This is a genomic window from Enterobacter sp. TCD1-1, assembly GCF_020567405.1.
GTDB classification, from domain to species: domain Bacteria; phylum Pseudomonadota; class Gammaproteobacteria; order Enterobacterales; family Enterobacteriaceae; genus Enterobacter; species Enterobacter quasiroggenkampii.
The window spans coordinates 112,901-130,517 of the sequence record NZ_JAJCXF010000006.1 but is presented as its reverse complement, the minus strand read 5'-3'; the positions used below and the strand labels follow the sequence as shown (position 1 = coordinate 130,517).

The window sequence follows — 17,617 nt, the reverse complement described above, 5'->3', positions numbered from 1 at the left end:
ACGTATTTGATTTGCATCAATAAGCGCCCCTGCTGAATCGTTAAGGTAGGCAATAATAGAAAAGAAATCGAGGCAATAATGAGCAAAGTCAGACTCGCTATCATCGGTAACGGTATGGTCGGCCACCGCTTTATTGAGGATCTTCTCGATAAGGCCGATGCTGAGCAGTTCGATATTACCGTGTTCTGTGAAGAACCCCGCAAGGCATACGATCGTGTGCACTTGTCTTCCTACTTCTCCCATCATACCGCCGAAGAGCTCTCTCTGGTGCGCGAAGGTTTCTACGAGAAGCATGGCGTAAAAGTGCTGGTGGGCGAACGAGCTATCACCATCAACCGTCAGGAAAAAGTGATCCACTCCAGTGCTGGCCGTACGGTTTTTTACGACAAGCTGATCATGGCGACAGGCTCGTACCCGTGGATCCCGCCGATTAAAGGCTCGGAAACGCAGGATTGCTTCGTTTACCGTACCATTGAAGATCTCAACGCCATCGAATCCTGTGCGCGTCGAAGCAAACGCGGCGCGGTTGTCGGCGGCGGCCTGCTGGGTCTGGAAGCGGCAGGCGCGCTGAAAAACCTCGGCGTGGAAACCCACGTCATCGAATTTGCCCCGATGCTGATGGCCGAACAGCTCGACCACATGGGTGGTGACCAGCTGCGTCGTAAAATCGAAAGCATGGGCGTGAAGGTTCACACCAGCAAGAACACCAAAGAGATCGTTCAGGAAGGGACTGAAGCGCGCAAAACCATGCGCTTTGCCGACGGCAGCGAGCTGGAGGTGGACTTCATCGTCTTCTCCACCGGTATTCGTCCGCGCGACAAGCTGGCGACGCAGTGCGGTCTGGCCGTCGCGCAGCGCGGCGGGATCATGATTAACGACACCTGCCAGACCTCCGATCCGGATATCTACGCCATCGGCGAATGCGCCAGCTGGAACAACCGCGTATACGGCCTGGTGGCGCCGGGCTACAAAATGGCGCAGGTCGCCGTGGATCATATCCTCGGTAACGAAAACGCCTTCACCGGCGCAGACATGAGCGCCAAGCTGAAGCTGCTGGGCGTGGACGTAGGCGGTATTGGCGATGCGCACGGCCGTACCCCGAATTCCCGCAGCTACGTCTATCTGGACGAAAGCAAAGAGGTCTACAAACGACTCATCGTCAGCCAGGACAACAAAACCCTGCTCGGCGCGGTGCTGGTGGGCGACACCAGCGACTTCGGTAACCTGCTCCAGCTGGTGCTCAACGCCATCGAGCTGCCGGAAAACCCGGACGCGCTGATCCTCCCGGCGCACGCCTCCAGCGGCAAGCCGTCCATCGGCGTGGATAAACTGCCGGACAGCGCGCAGATTTGCTCCTGCTTCGACGTGACCAAAGGCATGCTGATCTCCGCGATCAACAAAGGGTGCCACACCGTTGCGGCGCTGAAAGCGGAAACCAAAGCCGGTACTGGCTGCGGCGGCTGTATTCCGCTGGTCACTCAGGTGCTGAACGCCGAACTGGCGAAACAGGGCATCGAAGTGAACAACAACCTGTGCGAGCACTTCGCGTATTCTCGCCAGGAGCTGTACCACCTGATCCGCGTGGAAGGCATCAAATCCTTCGACGAACTGCTGGCGAAGCACGGCCAGGGCTACGGCTGTGAAGTGTGTAAACCGACCGTCGGCTCCCTGCTGGCCTCCTGCTGGAACGAGTACGTGCTCAAGCCCGAGCATACGCCGCTGCAGGACACCAACGACAACTTCCTGGCCAACATCCAGAAAGACGGCACCTACTCCGTGATTCCACGCTCGGCCGGTGGTGAAATCACGCCGGAAGGGCTGGTCGCGGTAGGCCGTATCGCACGTGAATTTAACCTCTACACCAAAATTACCGGCTCCCAGCGTATCGGCCTGTTTGGCGCGCAGAAGGACGACCTGCCAGAAATCTGGCGTCAGTTGATTGAAGCGGGCTTCGAAACCGGCCACGCGTACGCTAAAGCGCTGCGCATGGCGAAAACCTGCGTGGGCAGCACCTGGTGTCGCTACGGCGTCGGCGACAGCGTGGGCTTCGGCGTTGAGCTGGAAAACCGCTACAAAGGCATCCGTACCCCGCACAAAATGAAGTTCGGCGTCTCCGGCTGTACCCGCGAATGTGCGGAAGCGCAGGGTAAAGACGTGGGTATTATTGCCACCGAGAAAGGCTGGAACCTGTATGTGTGCGGCAACGGCGGGATGAAACCGCGCCATGCGGACCTGCTGGCGGCAGATCTCGATCGTGACACGCTGATTCAGTATCTCGACCGCTTCATGATGTTCTACATCCGTACCGCCGATAAGCTGACCCGTACCGCCTCCTGGCTCGATAACCTCGAAGGCGGCATCGACTACCTGAAATCGGTCATTATCGACGACAAGCTGGGCCTGAACGAACATCTGGAAGCGGAGATGGCGCGCCTGCGCGAGGCGGTGATCTGCGAGTGGACGGAAACCGTTAACACCCCGGCGGCGCAGACGCGCTTCAAACACTTTATCAACAGCAGCCAGCGCGACCCGAACGTACAGGTTGTACCGGAGCGCGAACAGCATCGTCCGGCGACGCCGTATGAACGTATTCCGGTCACGCTGGTGGAGGAAAACGCATGAGCCAGTGGGTAAACATCTGCAATATTAACGACATTCTCCCCGCCACCGGCGTCTGTGCGCTGCTGGGCAACGAGCAGGTGGCGATTTTCCGCCCTCGCCACGATGAACAGGTTTTTGCCATCAGCAATATCGACCCGTTCTTTGAGGCCAGCGTGCTCTCCCGCGGCCTGATTGCCGAGCACCAGGGTGAACTGTGGGTCGCCAGCCCGTTGAAAAAGCAGCGTTTCCGCTTAACCGACGGACTCTGCATGGAAGATGAAAGCTTCTCGGTCAAACACTACGACGTCCGCGTGAAGGACGGCGAGGTACAGCTGAAAGCGTAACCCCTCGCCTTTTCAATAGGAAAGGCTTATGACCCCTTATGGGTAACGGCAGGAAAAACCGTATGTTCTGTACGATTCCTGCTGTTATCCTGACGTCAATTCTTCCCCCGCCATGAATGCTGTGAGGTAACGTCGTGGATCACCTGCCGATTTTTTGTCAATTACGCAACCGCGACTGCCTGCTCGTGGGCGGCGGCGACGTGGCCGAGCGCAAAGCGCGCCTGCTGTTAGAGGCTGGCGCCCGCCTGACCGTGAATGCCCTGTCCTTCGCCCCCCAGTTTGAGGTTTGGGCCCAGGAAGGGATGCTCACGCTGGAACAGGGCGCGTTTAATGAATCCCTGCTGGATACCTGCTGGCTGACCATTGCCGCGACGGATGACGATGAAGTGAACCAGCGCGTGAGCGACGCCTGCGAAGCGCGCCGTATCTTCTGCAACGTGGTGGATGCGCCGAAAGAGGCCAGCTTTATCATGCCGTCGATTATCGACCGCTCGCCGCTGATGATTGCGGTCTCGTCCGGGGGACGTTCGCCGGTTCTCGCGCGTCTGCTGCGGGAAAAACTGGAAGCCCTGTTGCCCCAGCATCTTGGCCAGATTGCGCATTATGCCGGGCAGCTGCGTTCACGCGTGAAGCAAACCTTCGCGACCGTGGGCGAGCGCCGTCGCTTCTGGGAAAAATTCTTTGTGAACGACAGGCTGGCGCAGTCGCTGGCGAATCAGGACACCAAAGCCGTTGAAGAGACGACCGAACAGCTGCTGAGCGAACCGCTGGACCATCGCGGCGAAGTGGTGCTGGTGGGCGCAGGCCCCGGTGATGCGGGCTTGCTGACGCTGAAAGGGCTACAGCAGATCCAGCAGGCCGATATCGTGGTGTACGACCGTCTGGTGTCCGATGACATCATGAATCTGGTCCGTCGCGATGCCGACCGCGTCTTCGTGGGCAAACGGGCGGGCTACCACTGCGTGCCGCAGGAGGAGATCAACCAGATCCTGCTGCGCGAGGCGCAGAAAGGTAAACGCGTAGTGCGCCTTAAGGGCGGCGATCCGTTTATCTTTGGGCGCGGCGGCGAGGAGCTGGAAACCCTGTGCGACGCCGGCATTCCGTTCTCTGTCGTGCCCGGCATTACGGCGGCATCCGGCTGTTCAGCATACTCTGGCATTCCGCTGACCCACCGGGATTACGCCCAGAGCGTACGTCTGGTGACGGGGCACCTGAAGACCGGCAGCGAGCTGGACTGGCATAACCTGGCCGCCGAAAAGCAGACGCTGGTGTTCTACATGGGGCTCAATCAGGCCGCCACGATTCAGGCGAAGCTGCTGGAGCACGGTATGAATGCGGATATGCCCGTCGCGCTGGTCGAAAACGGCACCGCCATTACGCAGCGCGTGGTGGATGGCGTGCTGACGCAGTTAGGCGAGCTGGCGCAGCAGGTTGAAAGCCCGGCGCTGATCGTGGTAGGTCGCGTGGTTGAACTGCGCGACAGGCTGAACTGGTTCTCGAATCACTAACGCATATTCTCCCTTCCTGGAGTAGTCCTTAAGCGGACTACTCCCCTCTTACGCCTACCGATAACATACCGCCCGCATAGTGGAACTTTTCCATTTATTCCCTCGTATTACATCCATTTTTTAGACAAGGAATGCATATGTTCAAACTGGCAAAAGCCGCCGTTCTGGTTGGCCTGTTATCGACGCTGACGGCCTGCACCGGTCACGTACAGAACACCAAAAATAATTGCAGCTACGATTATCTGCTGCACCCGGCGATCTCCATTTCGAAAATCATCGGTGGTTGCGGCCCGGCAGCGCAGCAGTAAGTGTTTTACAGGCGTAAAAAAACCGGGGTGTCCCGGTTTTTTAGTTTTGGAGAGTGTGTTTTTGTCGGGTGGCGGCTTTGCCTTACCCGACCTACACGATCCTGTAGGCCGGGTAAGCGTTAGCGCCACCCGGCAAGCAGACTCAAGGCTTCGCAACAAACCCAATCGCGTTGTACACCGCTTTCAGGGTTTCGGACGCGCGCGCGCTGGCTTTTTCCGCGCCCTCTTTCATCACTTTCTGCAGGAAAGCTTCGTCGTTACGGTAGCGGTGATAACGCTCCTGCAGCTCGGTCAGCATGCCGGAAACGGCATCTGCCACTTCGCCTTTCAGGTGGCCGTACATCTTGCCTTCGAAGTGTTTTTCCAGCTGAGGGATGCTCTGGCCGGTGACGCCGGAGAGGATATCCAGCAGGTTGGAGACGCCCGCTTTGTTCTGCACATCGTAGCGCACTACAGGCGGCTCGTCGGAATCGGTCACCGCGCGCTTGAGTTTTTTCACCACCGATTTCGGATCTTCCAGCAGGCCGATAACGTTGTTGCGGTTATCGTCAGACTTGGACATCTTCTTGGTCGGCTCCAGCAGCGACATCACGCGCGCGCCGGACTTCGGAATGAAAGGCTCAGGCACTTTAAACACATCGCCGTAGATCGCGTTGAAGCGCTGGGCGATATCGCGGCTCAGCTCCAGGTGCTGCTTTTGGTCTTCACCCACCGGGACCTGGTTAGTCTGGTACAGCAGAATGTCTGCCGCCATCAGCACCGGATAGTCAAACAGACCGGCGTTGATGTTTTCAGAGTAGCGCGCGGATTTATCCTTGAACTGGGTCATGCGGCTCAGCTCGCCGAAATAGGTGTAGCAGTTCAGCGCCCAGCCCAGCTGCGCGTGCTCCGGCACGTGAGACTGAACGAAGATGGTGCTCTTCTCTGGATCAATACCGCAGGCCAGGTACAGCGCCAGGGTGTCCAGCGTGGCTTTGCGCAGCTTCTCAGGATCCTGACGCGCGGTAATCGCATGGAGATCGACGATGCAGTAAATGCAATGGTAGTCATCCTGCATGCTGACCCACTGACGTAACGCACCCATGTAGTTACCAATGGTCAATTCACCTGAAGGCTGTGCGCCACTAAAAACGATGGGCTTAGTCATTATTCAATTCCTGATGTTCACTGTGCGAAAGCCCGAGTGCGGGCAACAAATCTTTGAAGTGGTCGAAAACGACATCCGGCTCACTCAGCGTGATGGCTTCACCGTAGTTGTAGCCATAGGTTAACCCCACGGAAGGACACCCGGCCGCGCGGGCAGCCAGAATATCATTGCGGGAATCGCCGACAAAGAGCAGCTCCGCAGGCGTTAAGGATAATTTTCCTGCCACCAGCAGCAGCGGTTCCGGATGAGGCTTTTTGTTTTGCACATCGTCGCCGCCCACAATCACGGAGAAAAACTTCGCGATATCGAGCGCGTCGAGCAGCGGTGCGACAAACGGCGTAGGTTTGTTGGTCACCAGACCCAGCGGGATGCCCTTCGCGTGCAGCGCACTCAGCGTTTCCTGAACGTCCGGGAACAGGAAGCTGCCCTCCTCGACGGTCTCTTCATAGAAACGATCGAACAGTTTGCGCAGAATACGCAGCTGCTCTTCCTGCGGGATGTCCGCGTGATCGACGCTCGGTTTCCCCTGGGCGGAACGCTGTGACGCACGCTCCTGACGCGCCCACGTCAACGCGCGCTCCATCAGAACATCGGCGCCGTTGCCAATCCACGTAACGACACGCTCTTCACCCGCAACGGGGAGTTCAAGTGCATACAGCGCCTGGTCAACGGCGCTCGTTAAGCCCGGCGCGCTGTCAACCAGCGTGCCGTCGAGGTCGAATGCCACACCCCGAATAGCCTGTAATTTATCCATGACTTACCTTCGCCAGCTCGCGGCGCATTTCATCGATGACTTTTTTGTAATCCGGTTGGTCGAAAATGGCTGAACCGGCAACGAACATATCCGCGCCTGCCGCCGCAATTTCACCAATGTTATTCACTTTCACGCCGCCGTCCACTTCCAGACGAATATCGTAGCCTGACTCGTCAATACGACGGCGGACTTCACGCAGCTTATCCAGCGTGTGAGGGATGAATGACTGGCCGCCAAAGCCCGGGTTAACGGACATCAGCAGGATCACGTCCAGCTTGTCCATGACATAGTCGAGATAACTCAGCGGCGTGGCCGGGTTAAACACCAGCCCCGCTTTACAGCCGTTCTCTTTGATCAGCTGCAGCGTGCGATCCACATGTTCAGAGGCTTCCGGATGGAAGGTGATGATGCTGGCACCCGCCGCGGCGAAGTCAGGCACGATGCGATCAACCGGTTTCACCATCAGGTGAACGTCGATCGGGGCGGTAATGCCATAGTTGCGCAGCGCCTTGAGCACCATCGGACCGATAGTCAGGTTTGGAACGTAGTGGTTATCCATCACGTCGAAATGGACGACATCCGCGCCAGCCGCCAGTGCGTTGGCAGTGTCTTCACCCAGGCGGGCAAAATCGGCCGACAGAATTGAGGGAGCAATCAAAAACTGTTTCATCCGCTTCTCCTTGAAATGTGTTTACCGGCGGGCAAAACGGCTCAGGGGCGATAAAGAGCCAGGAGTTCGTCCACCTTTTTACGTGTGCCGCCGTTGCTGCTAATGCTACGCCGCACCTTAACCTGAAAATGCTTCGCGGCTTTGTACCATTCGCGCGTATCAGGCGTGTCGTGATTCGAAATTAACACCGGAATTCTTTTGCTGACCAGCTTTTCCGCCATCTCCGCCAGGCGCGCCTGCTCGGCAGGGCTGAAGCTGTTAGTGTGATAGGCGGTGAAGTTCGCCGTCGCAGACAGCGGCGCGTATGGCGGGTCACAGTAAACCACCGAATTTACGCCAGCCAGCTCCATACACTCTTCATAGGAGAGGCAATGGAACTCCGCGTTCTGTGCTTTTTCGGCAAAGTGATACAGCTCGTCCTGAGGGAAATACGGGCGCTTATAGCGGCCAAACGGCACGTTAAATTCCCCACGAAGATTATACCGGCACAGGCCGTTGTAACCATGCCGGTTGAGATAGAGGAACAGCAGGGCTCTGCGGAACGGATCCTGGCTTTGGTTAAACTCCGCGCGGAACTGGTAGTAAACGTCCGGGTTATTGTTCTCGGGCGTAAACAGTTTGCGCGACTCGGCGACATACTCATCGGTACGCAGCTTAACGATGTTATAGAGGCTGATAAGGTCGCTGTTGATATCCGCCAGGATATAACGAGAAAAATCGGTGTTGAGGAACACCGATCCCGCACCCACGAAAGGTTCGATAAGGCACTCGCCTTTAGGCAGGTGCTTTTTAATATCATCGAGCAGGGGGTATTTCCCCCCTGCCCATTTCAGAAAAGCGCGATTTTTTTTCATGCTGACTAACTGATTACACCTTCTCCGGCTGTGGAGAAAGCTCCGACAGCATCCTGCGCTTTAAACATTACTTCAGATCGGCCTGAACCTGATGAATCGGCTTCGCCCATGGGTTCTTCGCCTGAACGTCAGCTGGCAGCGCCGCTACGGCACGTTTTGCTTCATCTTTGGACGAATAAACACCGCTCACCAGCACATACCACGGCTGACCGTTACGGGTCGTCTGATAAACAACGTAGTTTTTCAGATTTGATTTCTTCGCCCAGCTGTTGAGGTTGTCGTAGTTAGACGAACTGCTCAGCTGCAGCGTGTAGTTGCTGGATGGCGCAGATTTCAGCGATCCAACGTTGCCTGCCGTTTTACCTGCCGCGCTGCTGGAGGCTGTTGCCGTCGCTGCTGGCGCCGCTGTGGCAGCCGGTGCCGTGGTGGTCGCTGTGGCTTTCGGCGCAGTCTGCGTGACGGGCGCTTTAGCAGGCTCGCTCACCGCAGCCGTTTCAGTGTGTTTCGGCTGCGCCGGAACAGCTTTCACTTCAGGCGCTTTCACCACTGCCTGAGGTTTGGTTTCACGCTTAGGCTCAATCACCGCCTGCTTACGTTCAGGACGTGTCGCAGTCTGCGTCTGGCGCGGCTTGGTTTCCGTCGCAGCCGTTTGCGGCTGAGCGTTACCACCGCGAACCGGGGCAACGGTTGCAGGTTCAGTTGGCAGCGTAGAGTTAACCACGACGTTATCAACCTGCTGCTGGTTCTGCGGCTGCGTCAGCGCATTGTTCAGGTCTCCCTGAACTTCCACACGCTGCTGACCTTCAGGCGCAGCAGGTGCCTGACCCTGAGCAGGGGTTGAAGAAACAGGCGGCAGAGAAACATCCTGCGGCGCTGTGGTGTTCCCTGCGGTCTGCTCAGCAGAAGTGGCACCCGGCGCTGGCTGTGCACCATTCGCCTGGTCGGACGCATCGTTACCGGAAAGGTTGATGCTCTTCTCAGCGGAAGCCGTTTGCTCGGTTGTGTTCGTTGACGGTGCTTTAAGCGCGGAGCCAATGCCGACAATCAGCAGCACAAGCACCAGAACGCCAAGGCCCATCATAATATACTGGCGGGAAGCCGGTTTTGGCGCAGCGGCTTTTTTACGTTTACGCGGGCGACGCTCTACAGGCTGTTCGTCCATTGAATCTTCTTCGGACTCATAATCCTCTTCTGCTCGCTCTTCGTGCGCGTTGCGGCTGCGCGAAGGACGACGATCGTCTGCATCCAGATCAACATCGTCAAAGTTGATCTGCGGCTCGTTATCACGTTCTGAAGATTGACGAGAACGACCAGTACGACGATCGCTGGGATCGGGTTTCAGCTCGTCTTCTGGTTTGAATTCATCCATTTAACACCCCACTCAAAGGCTTATGCCAACGACTTTGCATTTCACCTGAAGCTAAACGACCACCTGCGACAGTGGCCTGACCTTTCTAGTTGTTACGCCTGCTGACAGTCAGCGATAGCGCCAAGAACGACATCGTGCGGCACTCCGCCGCGTACTTCACTCTTCCCTATTGCAAGCGGGAGTACAAGACGCATCTCACCTGCCAATACTTTTTTATCGCGCATCATGTGGGGTAAATACGCTTGCGCCGACATCTCCTGCGGCCCGGTCACCGGCAAACCAGCACGCTCAAGCAGCGCAATGATACGTGCCGTCTCTTCCGGTTTGAACTGTCCGAGACGTTCAGAGGTGCGGGCAGCCATCACCATGCCGGCCGCGACGGCTTCACCGTGCAGCCAGTTGCCGTAGCCCATTTCGGCTTCAATCGCGTGACCAAACGTATGCCCAAGATTCAGTAAAGCACGTAAGCCCGTTTCACGCTCGTCTGCGGCAACAACTTCTGCTTTCAGCTCACAGCAACGACGAATGCAGTATGCCAGTTTTGCCTCATCGAGGCCCAGCAACGCATCCATATTCTCTTCAAGCCAGCTAAAGAACTCACCGTCCAGAATAATGCCGTATTTGATCACTTCCGCCAGACCCGAAGCCAGTTCGCGCTTCGGCAGCGTTTTCAGACAGTCGAGATCCACCACCACCGATGCGGGCTGGTAGAACGCGCCAATCATGTTTTTACCGAGCGGATGGTTCACTGCCGTTTTGCCACCGACTGAGGAGTCGACCTGGGACAGCAACGTGGTTGGGATTTGAATAAAACGGACGCCACGCTGATAGCTTGCGGCCGCAAAGCCGGTCAGATCGCCCACAACACCGCCGCCCAGGGCAAGCAGTGTTGTATCGCGACCATGCGGTTTTTGCAGCAATGCGGTAAAGACGGTATCCAGTACCGTCAGGCTTTTATACTGCTCGCCATCGGGGAGAATCACACTGTCGACTTTTACGCCCGCCTGCTCAAGCAGGTGGCGCACACGGTCGAGATAAAGCGGAGCCAGCGTCTCATTGGTGACCAGCATCGCCTGATCACCCGCTTTCAGTGGTAAAAAGGAAGCTGGGTCGTTAAACAAACCAGCCGCGATGGTGATAGGGTAACTACGTTCCCCGAGAGTAACTGTAATCCTCTCCATGACGCGACATCCACCTTTAATGCTTTTACCCGCAGGCGAGTGTATATAAAGCCAGAATCAGTTGCTTTCCAGCATATGAATAATCTGGTTTGCAACCACTTTAGCGCTCTGGTCGTCAGTACGAATGGTCACATCAGCAATCTCTTCATACAGCGGATTGCGTTCATCGGCCAACGCTTCCAGAACTTCGCGTGGTGGCGTTTCAACCTGCAGCAGCGGGCGCTTTTTATCGCGCTGCGTACGTGCCAGCTGTTTCTCAATGGTCGTCTCAAGATAGACCACTACGCCACGGGCGGAGAGACGGTTGCGGGTTTCGCGAGATTTCACAGAGCCGCCGCCTGTTGCCAGAACGATGCCCTGTTTTTCCGTGAGTTCGTTGATCACTTTTTCTTCTCGGTCACGGAAACCTTCTTCGCCTTCTACGTCGAAAACCCAGCCCACATCAGCTCCGGTTCGTTTCTCAATCTCTTGATCAGAATCGTAAAATTCCATATTGAGTTGTTGAGCTAACTGACGCCCAATAGTGCTTTTGCCGGCACCCATAGGCCCAACCAGAAAGATATTGCGTTTCTCTGCCATTTTATCGGTACTACTAAGACTATTCGTTAATGGTAATCCCCGCTTCGCAGACACCCGGCGTAGCAGGACATGAACTGAAACCTCATATGCAATAGAGCGAGAGTCAGACTAAAAATTATCTCAATACTCCGGCTTGTTTGGCAACTGATTAAATCACCGCGCCGGGCGCATAAGGTAATAAGACGTAAGTCCAACTCAAATCGGTACTCCTTGTATGCTAATTCATGCCCCACGTCAAACATCTGCAACAAACTGAATGCAAAATCATTGCGGGGATCGTTACCCGTCAGCGAATACCGACCAGACGTGGTGTAATAAACACCACTAATTCACGCCGTTCGTTGTCTTTCCCGTCATGACGAAAAAGCGACCCAATCCAGGGGATGCTTCCCAGACCGGGTACGCTGTCACTGCCAGTTTTGTTCTTCTGGGAAAAAATTCCGCCCAACGCCAGCGTTTCTCCACTTTTTACCTCCACCTGGGTTTCTATCTCCTGCTTGTCGATAGCCAGCGTTTCGCCATCGGCCTGCTGCAGAACCTGTCCCGGCATATTTTCGCTGATGTGTAGTTTCAGGCGCACGCGTCCCCCCGGTAAGACCACCGGTGTGACCTCCATTCCGAGTACCGCCTCTTTAAACTCAACGGAGGTGGCGCCGCTTTCCCCGCTTGAGACCTGATACGGAATTTCGCTGCCCTGTTTGATACTGGCCGGTTGCCCGTGCGAGGCCAGCAGCCGCGGGCTGGCGATGATATCGACCTGCTGTTTTTGCTCCAGCGCTGAGAGCTCCAGATCCAGCAGCCGACCATTGATCCTCCCGATATTAAAACCCACGTGGCTGGCGGCGCTGGCGACGGAAAGATCGCTGCCCAGCGTCGTGAGCTGTCCAACCTTGCCCGCGTCGGTCGCGTCGGCGAGATTCCACTTCACCCCAAGCTCACGCAGGCTTTTTTCGTTAATGGTCACAATATGCGCCGCCAATTCGACCTGCTCGATAGGAATATCCATCTGGGCGGCCCAGCGCTGCAGCGTTTCCACCACCGTCTGGTTATCGCGAATCAGCAGACGGTTGGTACGCGTGTCGACAGACAAACTCCCCTTTGGGCTCAGGAGTTTTTCCGCGGCTTTTTGCAGCTCCCCGGCATCGGCATAGGAAAAGGGAATGCCCTGCGTGACCAGCGGGGCATCAAGCTGTCGACGCGCCTGTTCCTGCTCTGAACGCTCCCGCTGCTCACGCTGCCAGGCCGCGGTATGCACATAAAAAATGCCGCCTTCCTCGCGCAAGACGAGACCGGCACTGGTGACAACCGTCCGTAACGCCTGCCGCCAGGGGACACGCGTCAGGTTTAGCGAAAGCGTGCCGCTGACATCAGGCGATACCACCAGATTACGATTCTCCTGTGCGACCAGGGCCTGTAACACCTGAACCACAGGAACGTCATCCACCACCAGCGTGACCGGTTTTGGCTCGGCGGCCCACAGGGGATGGCTGAACGCCAGCAGCCACAGCATTATCCGTAAATTCATTTTTGTCCGTTCCTTCTCGTTGCCACGTCCATTTTCCCGGGTCACAGGTGTCACCCACATCAACTGCCAGCTCCGCTGCATTGATGGCTGTTATCCTCCAGCCTGCCGGGAAGCGCTCATGCGTTTTCAGCCGGTACCAGCGCTTTTGCCCATCCTGTAAAATGCCGATAGTCTCCTGCCCTTCCACCATGCCGCGAAAGTGCCACTGCGCCAGCTCGCCAATGGCGCAAGGATCGTCCGGGGGACGGAACGGATCGCGCATACCGGTTAATAGCAGCACTGAGCAAACCAGCAAAAATCGCGCGCTATTTCGCATGTTCCAGCTCCAGCCGCAGGCGTAACGCCGAACCTTGTGGCGAAATCGTGAAAGCCGCGATCTGCACATCCTGCTGTGCCAGCCGGGAAAAAAGCTCCGGAATGGCCTGCCACTCCGCATCCAGCGCCAGCTCCCCTCCATTTTGCAGCGGCTTCCAGTGAACCAGCGTCGTGTTATCGCCCTGAAAATCGAGGGGGGAGAACGACGTCAGCGCCCGTGCTTTTACGGCGTCCGGACGAAACGGCACCTTTCTGACGGCAGGCCATAACGCCGCGTTCGTCCTCACATCTTCAATCAGCTGGCGTTGTTGTTCAGCACACTGCTTGTCTACCGGTCTGAGCAATGTCCCCCACGCGACCAGTCCTGCCAGGAGACTCCCCAGGCACCAGCAGAGTACCCGATGCCGGGGACGGCTTTCGCACCAGCGTTCTACCAGGGTATCCACGCGTTACTCCTCGCTTTTGAGATGAAGCGTAAACAGCCAGTGCCCCCGGCTATCCTGCCGAAGCTCGCCCGCCGTCCCGGACGTAAAGCCCGCGAGTTGTCCCAGCCCATCGCGCAGGGCAGAGAGGGCCGGCAGGGTGATGGCATAACCGGTCAATATCAGCGCAGGCGGCTGATAGCGCAGCTCTGTCAGCCAGACCTGTGCCGGAATGGCACTGGAAAGGGAGGACAGCACCGGTTGCCATGCGCGTCGTTGCAGGGTCTGCACGGGCATTTGCGCCTGTGCGGTCAGTCTTTGTCGGGCGACAAGCGCGTGCTGCACGGACTGCATTCCCGTCAGATCCGTTTGCAGCGCGCGCAGCCTCACGAGATGGTTCATCCGCAGACAGAAACAGACCACGAACAGCAACAGCACTGTGCCGACACACATTGCGCCCCAGAAACGCAGGCATCGCGTGCGCCGCTGCTGTCGCCAGGGCAAAAAGTTCAGGATGCTCATTCGGGCACCTCGCTCATGGCCAACGCCAGCGCAACGGTATAATCAGCGCCGCATTCCGGCAGCGGAGCCTGGCAGCGCGCCAGGATTTCCCACGGATCACGTTGGCGATCAAACAGCGCGATGTCATCCGGCTCCAGAGCCAGCAGCGCCGCCAGCGCGGCCACGTTTTCTGCTTCGGTAGTTAAGCGGCGTCCCCACTGGTGGCGCATCGCCCAGAGCCACTGCCGATCGTCCCGCCAGGCGACGCACTGCGCCGGTGCCAGCGCAGGAAGAAGATTCGTCAGCGCGCTGGCATCCGGGGTAATGGTCACCAGCCGCAAACGCAGCGTTTTCGCCAGCGCCAGAAGGGTGTCGACCTCCTTGTTTTGTGCGGCCGTCACGTGAAAGGTATTGCTGAAAGTATCCTGCGCGTAATCGAAACAGAGCGTATCGGCAGACATCTCCAGTTCGCGGGCGAGCGCGGCGCCAAGCCATGAGAGCTGCTCGCTGTCGCGCAGCGCAACGGTTGGACGGAGAAGCGACCGCTGCAGGGTGCGTGCTGCCGGGAAAGAGAGGAACACCCGGTGGGTGTGCGGCAGCGTTTTTCGCCAGTCGCGTAACGCATCAACCAGCTGTTCTGGCTGACAAATTTTGCCGTCACGAATGATGTCTTCGGCCAGCGGGATTGCCCACCAGCGCCGCAGGCGCCAGCCGGACTTCTCCCGGGCCAGCGCCACGATCAGCACCCTATCCTGTTGAATATGAACGCCCGTTTGCCATGTTTTGAAGGCCATGCTTCACGATCTCCTTATCGCCCGTCGCCCTGACGGCTATATCAATGAATCTGGCTTGCCTTTATACTACCGCGCGATTGTTTAGAAACTGCCCAAGTGAAACCAAATGGGAAATCTCCGGTGAAGTTCGTAAAGTATTTATTCATCCTTGCAGTCTGTTGCATTCTGCTGGGAGCAGGCTCGATTTACGGTTTGTACAAATATATTGAGCCACAGCTACCTGATGTCGCCACGCTTCGCGATGTGCGACTCCAGATCCCGATGCAGGTCTATAGCGCCGATGGCGAGCTCATGGCGCAGTATGGCGAGAAGCGTCGTATTCCGTTGACCTTAAACCAAATCCCCCCCGTGATGGTGAAAGCCTTTATCGCCACGGAGGACAGCCGTTTTTACGAGCACCACGGTGTCGATCCGGTGGGGATTTTCCGTGCCGCGAGCATTGCGCTGTTCTCTGGTCACGCCTCTCAGGGGGCGAGCACCATTACGCAGCAGCTGGCGCGTAACTTCTTCCTCAGCCCTGAAAAGACGCTGACCCGTAAGATCAAAGAGGTGTTCCTTGCGATCCGTATTGAGCAGCTGCTGAGCAAAGACGAGATCCTTGAGCTGTACCTCAACAAAATCTACCTGGGCTACCGTGCCTATGGCGTGGGGGCGGCCGCGCAGGTGTACTTCGGTAAGCCTGTTGAGCAACTCACCTTAAGCGAAATGGCCACCATCGCCGGTTTGCCAAAAGCGCCGTCCACGTTTAACCCACTCTACTCGCTCGACCGCGCTACTGCCCGTCGTAACGTCGTTCTGTCACGTATGCTGAGCGAAGGCTATATCAGCCAGAGCGAGTATGACCAGGCGCGCAACGACGTCATTGACGCTAACTACCACGCCCCGGAGATCGCCTTCTCAGCGCCTTACCTGACTGAAATGGTTCGCCAGGAGATGGTGAATCGCTATGGCGACAAGGCCTATGAAGATGGCTATCGCGTGTACACCACCGTCACCCGTAAAGTGCAGCAGGCGGCGCAGGAAGCGGTACGCAACAACGTGATGGACTACGATATGCGTCACGGCTATCGCGGCCCGTCAAACGTGCTCTGGAAGGTGGGCGAAAGCGCGTGGGACAGCAAAAAAATCACCAGTACGCTGAGAGCGCTGCCTACCTACGGTCCGCTCCTTCCTGCGGTGGTGACGCAGGCCGATCCTCAGGAAGCCGTTGCAACGCTCGCGGACGGTACGTCCGTCTCCCTGCGCATGGACGGTATCCGTTGGGCGCGTCCGTACCGTTCGGATACCCTGCAGGGCGCCACGCCGCGTAAAGTGACCGATGCGGTACAGACCGGGCAGCAAATCTGGGTGCGCAAGGTCGGCGAATCCTGGTGGCTGGCGCAGGTGCCGGACGTCAACTCGGCCCTGGTTTCTATCAATCCGCAGAACGGCGCTGTACTGGCCCTGGTCGGCGGGTTCGATTTCAACCAGAGCAAATTTAACCGCGCCACCCAGGCGCTGCGTCAGGTCGGTTCCAATATCAAACCGTTCCTCTACACGGCCGCGATGGATAAGGGGCTGACTCTCGCCAGCATCCTCAACGACGTGCCGATCTCCCGCTGGGATGCGGGTGCGGGTTCCGACTGGCAGCCGAAGAACTCCCCTGCGGAGTATGCCGGCCCGATTCGCCTTCGTCAGGGTCTGGGACAGTCGAAAAACGTGGTGATGGTGCGTGCCATGCGCGCGATGGGCGTCGACTATGCCGCAGAGTATCTGCAGCGCTTCGGTTTCCCGGCGCAGAACATCGTTCGCACCGAGTCGCTGGCGTTAGGCTCAGCCTCCTTTACGCCGCTTCAGGTCGCGCGCGGATACTCGGTGATGGCCAACGGCGGCTTCCTGATTGACCCGTACTTCATCAGCAAGATCGAGAACGATCAGGGCGGCGTGCTGTTCGAGGCGAAGCCGAAAATTGCCTGCCCTGACTGCGATATTCCGGTCATTTATGGCAATACGCCGAAATCCGAGGTGCTTGAGAATAAGGACATGGAAGACCCTGCCGTGTCGCAGGAGCAGCAGAACGGCGTGGTGCCGCAGCCGCAGCTCGAGCAGGCGAACCAGGCGCTGGTCGCGCAGACCGGCGCGCAGGAGTACGCCCCACATGTGATCAACACGCCGCTGTCGTTCCTGATCAAGAGCGCGCTGAACACCAATATCTTCGGTGAGCCAGGCTGGCAGGGTACCGGCTGGCGCGCAGGGCGCGATCTGCAGCGCCATGATATCGGCGGTAAAACGGGGACAACCAACAGCTCGAAAGACGCGTGGTTCTCCGGTTACGGTCCCGGCGTGGTGACCTCGGTCTGGATCGGCTTCGACGATCACCGCCGCGATTTAGGGCGTACCACGGCATCCGGCGCGATTAAAGATCAGATTTCCGGCTACGAAGGCGGCGCGAAGAGCGCGCAACCGGCCTGGGACGCCTACATGAAGTCCGTTCTTGAAGGCGTGCCGGAGCAGCCGCTGACGCCACCGCCGGGCGTGGTGACGGTCAATATCGACCGTAGCACGGGCCAGCTCGCCAACGGCGGTAACAGTCGCGAAGAGTATTTCATTGAGGGCACGCAGCCAACCACACAGGCGGTGCACGAGGTGGGTACAGAGATTATCGATAACGGCGAAACGCACGAGCTGTTCTAAAAATAAAAATGCCCGGTAAAAACCGGGCAAAGCATCGTAGGCCGGGTAAGGCGAAGCCGCCACCCGGCTTTT

At 57.6% G+C, this 17,617-nt stretch carries 17 protein-coding genes; 5 read left to right on the top strand and 12 right to left on the bottom strand.

Annotated elements, in window-relative coordinates; all coding sequences use genetic code 11:
* Nucleotides 1–78: 78 nt before the first annotated feature.
* The 4 genes from nirB (at nucleotide 79) to LJA86_RS19500 (ending at nucleotide 4,761) form a co-directional block, all read left to right on the top strand.
* Nucleotides 79–2,622, top strand: coding sequence for a nitrite reductase large subunit NirB (gene nirB / locus LJA86_RS19515; RefSeq protein ID WP_229226605.1), 2,544 nt, complete (start codon nucleotides 79–81; stop codon nucleotides 2,620–2,622).
* On the top strand, nucleotides 2,619–2,945 hold the full coding sequence (gene nirD / locus LJA86_RS19510; RefSeq protein WP_008503027.1) for a nitrite reductase small subunit NirD: 327 nt from the start codon (nucleotides 2,619–2,621) through the stop codon (nucleotides 2,943–2,945). Before nirB ends, nirD begins: the two co-directional genes overlap by 4 nt.
* A 134-nt stretch (nucleotides 2,946–3,079) precedes the next feature.
* The gene (gene cysG, locus LJA86_RS19505) at nucleotides 3,080–4,453 is read left to right on the top strand and encodes a siroheme synthase CysG (protein ID WP_008503028.1); all 1,374 of its coding nucleotides are present in this window, start codon (nucleotides 3,080–3,082) and stop codon (nucleotides 4,451–4,453) included.
* 137 nt (nucleotides 4,454–4,590) lie between these two features.
* A complete protein-coding gene (locus LJA86_RS19500; protein WP_008503029.1) occupies nucleotides 4,591–4,761 on the top strand; it encodes a YhfL family protein in 171 nt (56 codons plus the stop codon).
* 142 nt (nucleotides 4,762–4,903) lie between these two features.
* Here LJA86_RS19500 and trpS read toward each other — a convergent pair whose 3' ends face one another.
* From trpS to pilM, 12 genes are all read right to left on the bottom strand, one after another.
* Entirely contained in the window at nucleotides 4,904–5,908 is a 1,005-nt protein-coding gene (gene trpS, locus LJA86_RS19495) for a tryptophan--tRNA ligase (protein ID WP_229226604.1), read from the bottom strand.
* Nucleotides 5,901–6,662: a phosphoglycolate phosphatase gene (gene gph, locus LJA86_RS19490; RefSeq protein ID WP_045909330.1), complete on the bottom strand. Its 762-nt coding sequence runs from the start codon at nucleotides 6,660–6,662 to the stop codon at nucleotides 5,901–5,903. The genes trpS and gph overlap by 8 nt, the downstream gene beginning before the upstream one ends.
* The gene (gene rpe, locus LJA86_RS19485) at nucleotides 6,655–7,332 is read right to left on the bottom strand and encodes a ribulose-phosphate 3-epimerase (RefSeq protein ID WP_008503032.1); all 678 of its coding nucleotides are present in this window, start codon (nucleotides 7,330–7,332) and stop codon (nucleotides 6,655–6,657) included. The genes gph and rpe overlap by 8 nt, the downstream gene beginning before the upstream one ends.
* Nucleotides 7,333–7,373: 41 nt before the next feature.
* The gene (gene dam / locus LJA86_RS19480; RefSeq protein WP_229226603.1) at nucleotides 7,374–8,186 is read right to left on the bottom strand and encodes an adenine-specific DNA-methyltransferase; all 813 of its coding nucleotides are present in this window, start codon (nucleotides 8,184–8,186) and stop codon (nucleotides 7,374–7,376) included.
* A gap of 67 nt (nucleotides 8,187–8,253) precedes the next feature.
* Entirely contained in the window at nucleotides 8,254–9,555 is a 1,302-nt protein-coding gene (gene damX / locus LJA86_RS19475; RefSeq protein WP_048027685.1) for a cell division protein DamX, read from the bottom strand.
* 92 nt (nucleotides 9,556–9,647) lie between these two features.
* Nucleotides 9,648–10,736 carry a 3-dehydroquinate synthase gene (gene aroB, locus LJA86_RS19470; protein ID WP_024907920.1) on the bottom strand — a complete coding sequence of 363 codons (1,089 nt, stop codon included), beginning with the start codon at nucleotides 10,734–10,736 and terminating at the stop codon, nucleotides 9,648–9,650.
* Between the two features lie 57 nt (nucleotides 10,737–10,793).
* Complete coding sequence (aroK, locus tag LJA86_RS19465) at nucleotides 10,794–11,315, bottom strand: shikimate kinase AroK (protein ID WP_003861630.1); 522 nt, start codon at nucleotides 11,313–11,315, stop codon at nucleotides 10,794–10,796.
* 286 nt (nucleotides 11,316–11,601) lie between these two features.
* The gene (gene hofQ, locus LJA86_RS19460) at nucleotides 11,602–12,840 is read right to left on the bottom strand and encodes a DNA uptake porin HofQ (protein WP_045909333.1); all 1,239 of its coding nucleotides are present in this window, start codon (nucleotides 12,838–12,840) and stop codon (nucleotides 11,602–11,604) included.
* On the bottom strand, nucleotides 12,752–13,156 hold the full coding sequence (locus LJA86_RS19455; RefSeq protein WP_045909334.1) for a HofP DNA utilization family protein: 405 nt from the start codon (nucleotides 13,154–13,156) through the stop codon (nucleotides 12,752–12,754). The genes hofQ and LJA86_RS19455 overlap by 89 nt, the downstream gene beginning before the upstream one ends.
* The gene (locus tag LJA86_RS19450) at nucleotides 13,146–13,601 is read right to left on the bottom strand and encodes a HofO (protein ID WP_229226602.1); all 456 of its coding nucleotides are present in this window, start codon (nucleotides 13,599–13,601) and stop codon (nucleotides 13,146–13,148) included. Before LJA86_RS19450 ends, LJA86_RS19455 begins: the two co-directional genes overlap by 11 nt.
* A 3-nt stretch (nucleotides 13,602–13,604) precedes the next feature.
* A complete protein-coding gene (locus LJA86_RS19445; RefSeq protein WP_111967810.1) occupies nucleotides 13,605–14,099 on the bottom strand; it encodes a PilN domain-containing protein in 495 nt (164 codons plus the stop codon).
* A complete protein-coding gene (gene pilM, locus LJA86_RS19440) occupies nucleotides 14,096–14,872 on the bottom strand; it encodes a pilus assembly protein PilM (protein ID WP_229226601.1) in 777 nt (258 codons plus the stop codon). Before pilM ends, LJA86_RS19445 begins: the two co-directional genes overlap by 4 nt.
* Before the next feature lie 120 nt (nucleotides 14,873–14,992).
* On the opposite strand from pilM, the gene mrcA reads away from it, so the two are divergent.
* Nucleotides 14,993–17,545: a peptidoglycan glycosyltransferase/peptidoglycan DD-transpeptidase MrcA gene (gene mrcA / locus LJA86_RS19435; protein WP_045909338.1), complete on the top strand. Its 2,553-nt coding sequence runs from the start codon at nucleotides 14,993–14,995 to the stop codon at nucleotides 17,543–17,545.
* Nucleotides 17,546–17,617 lie beyond the last annotated feature (72 nt).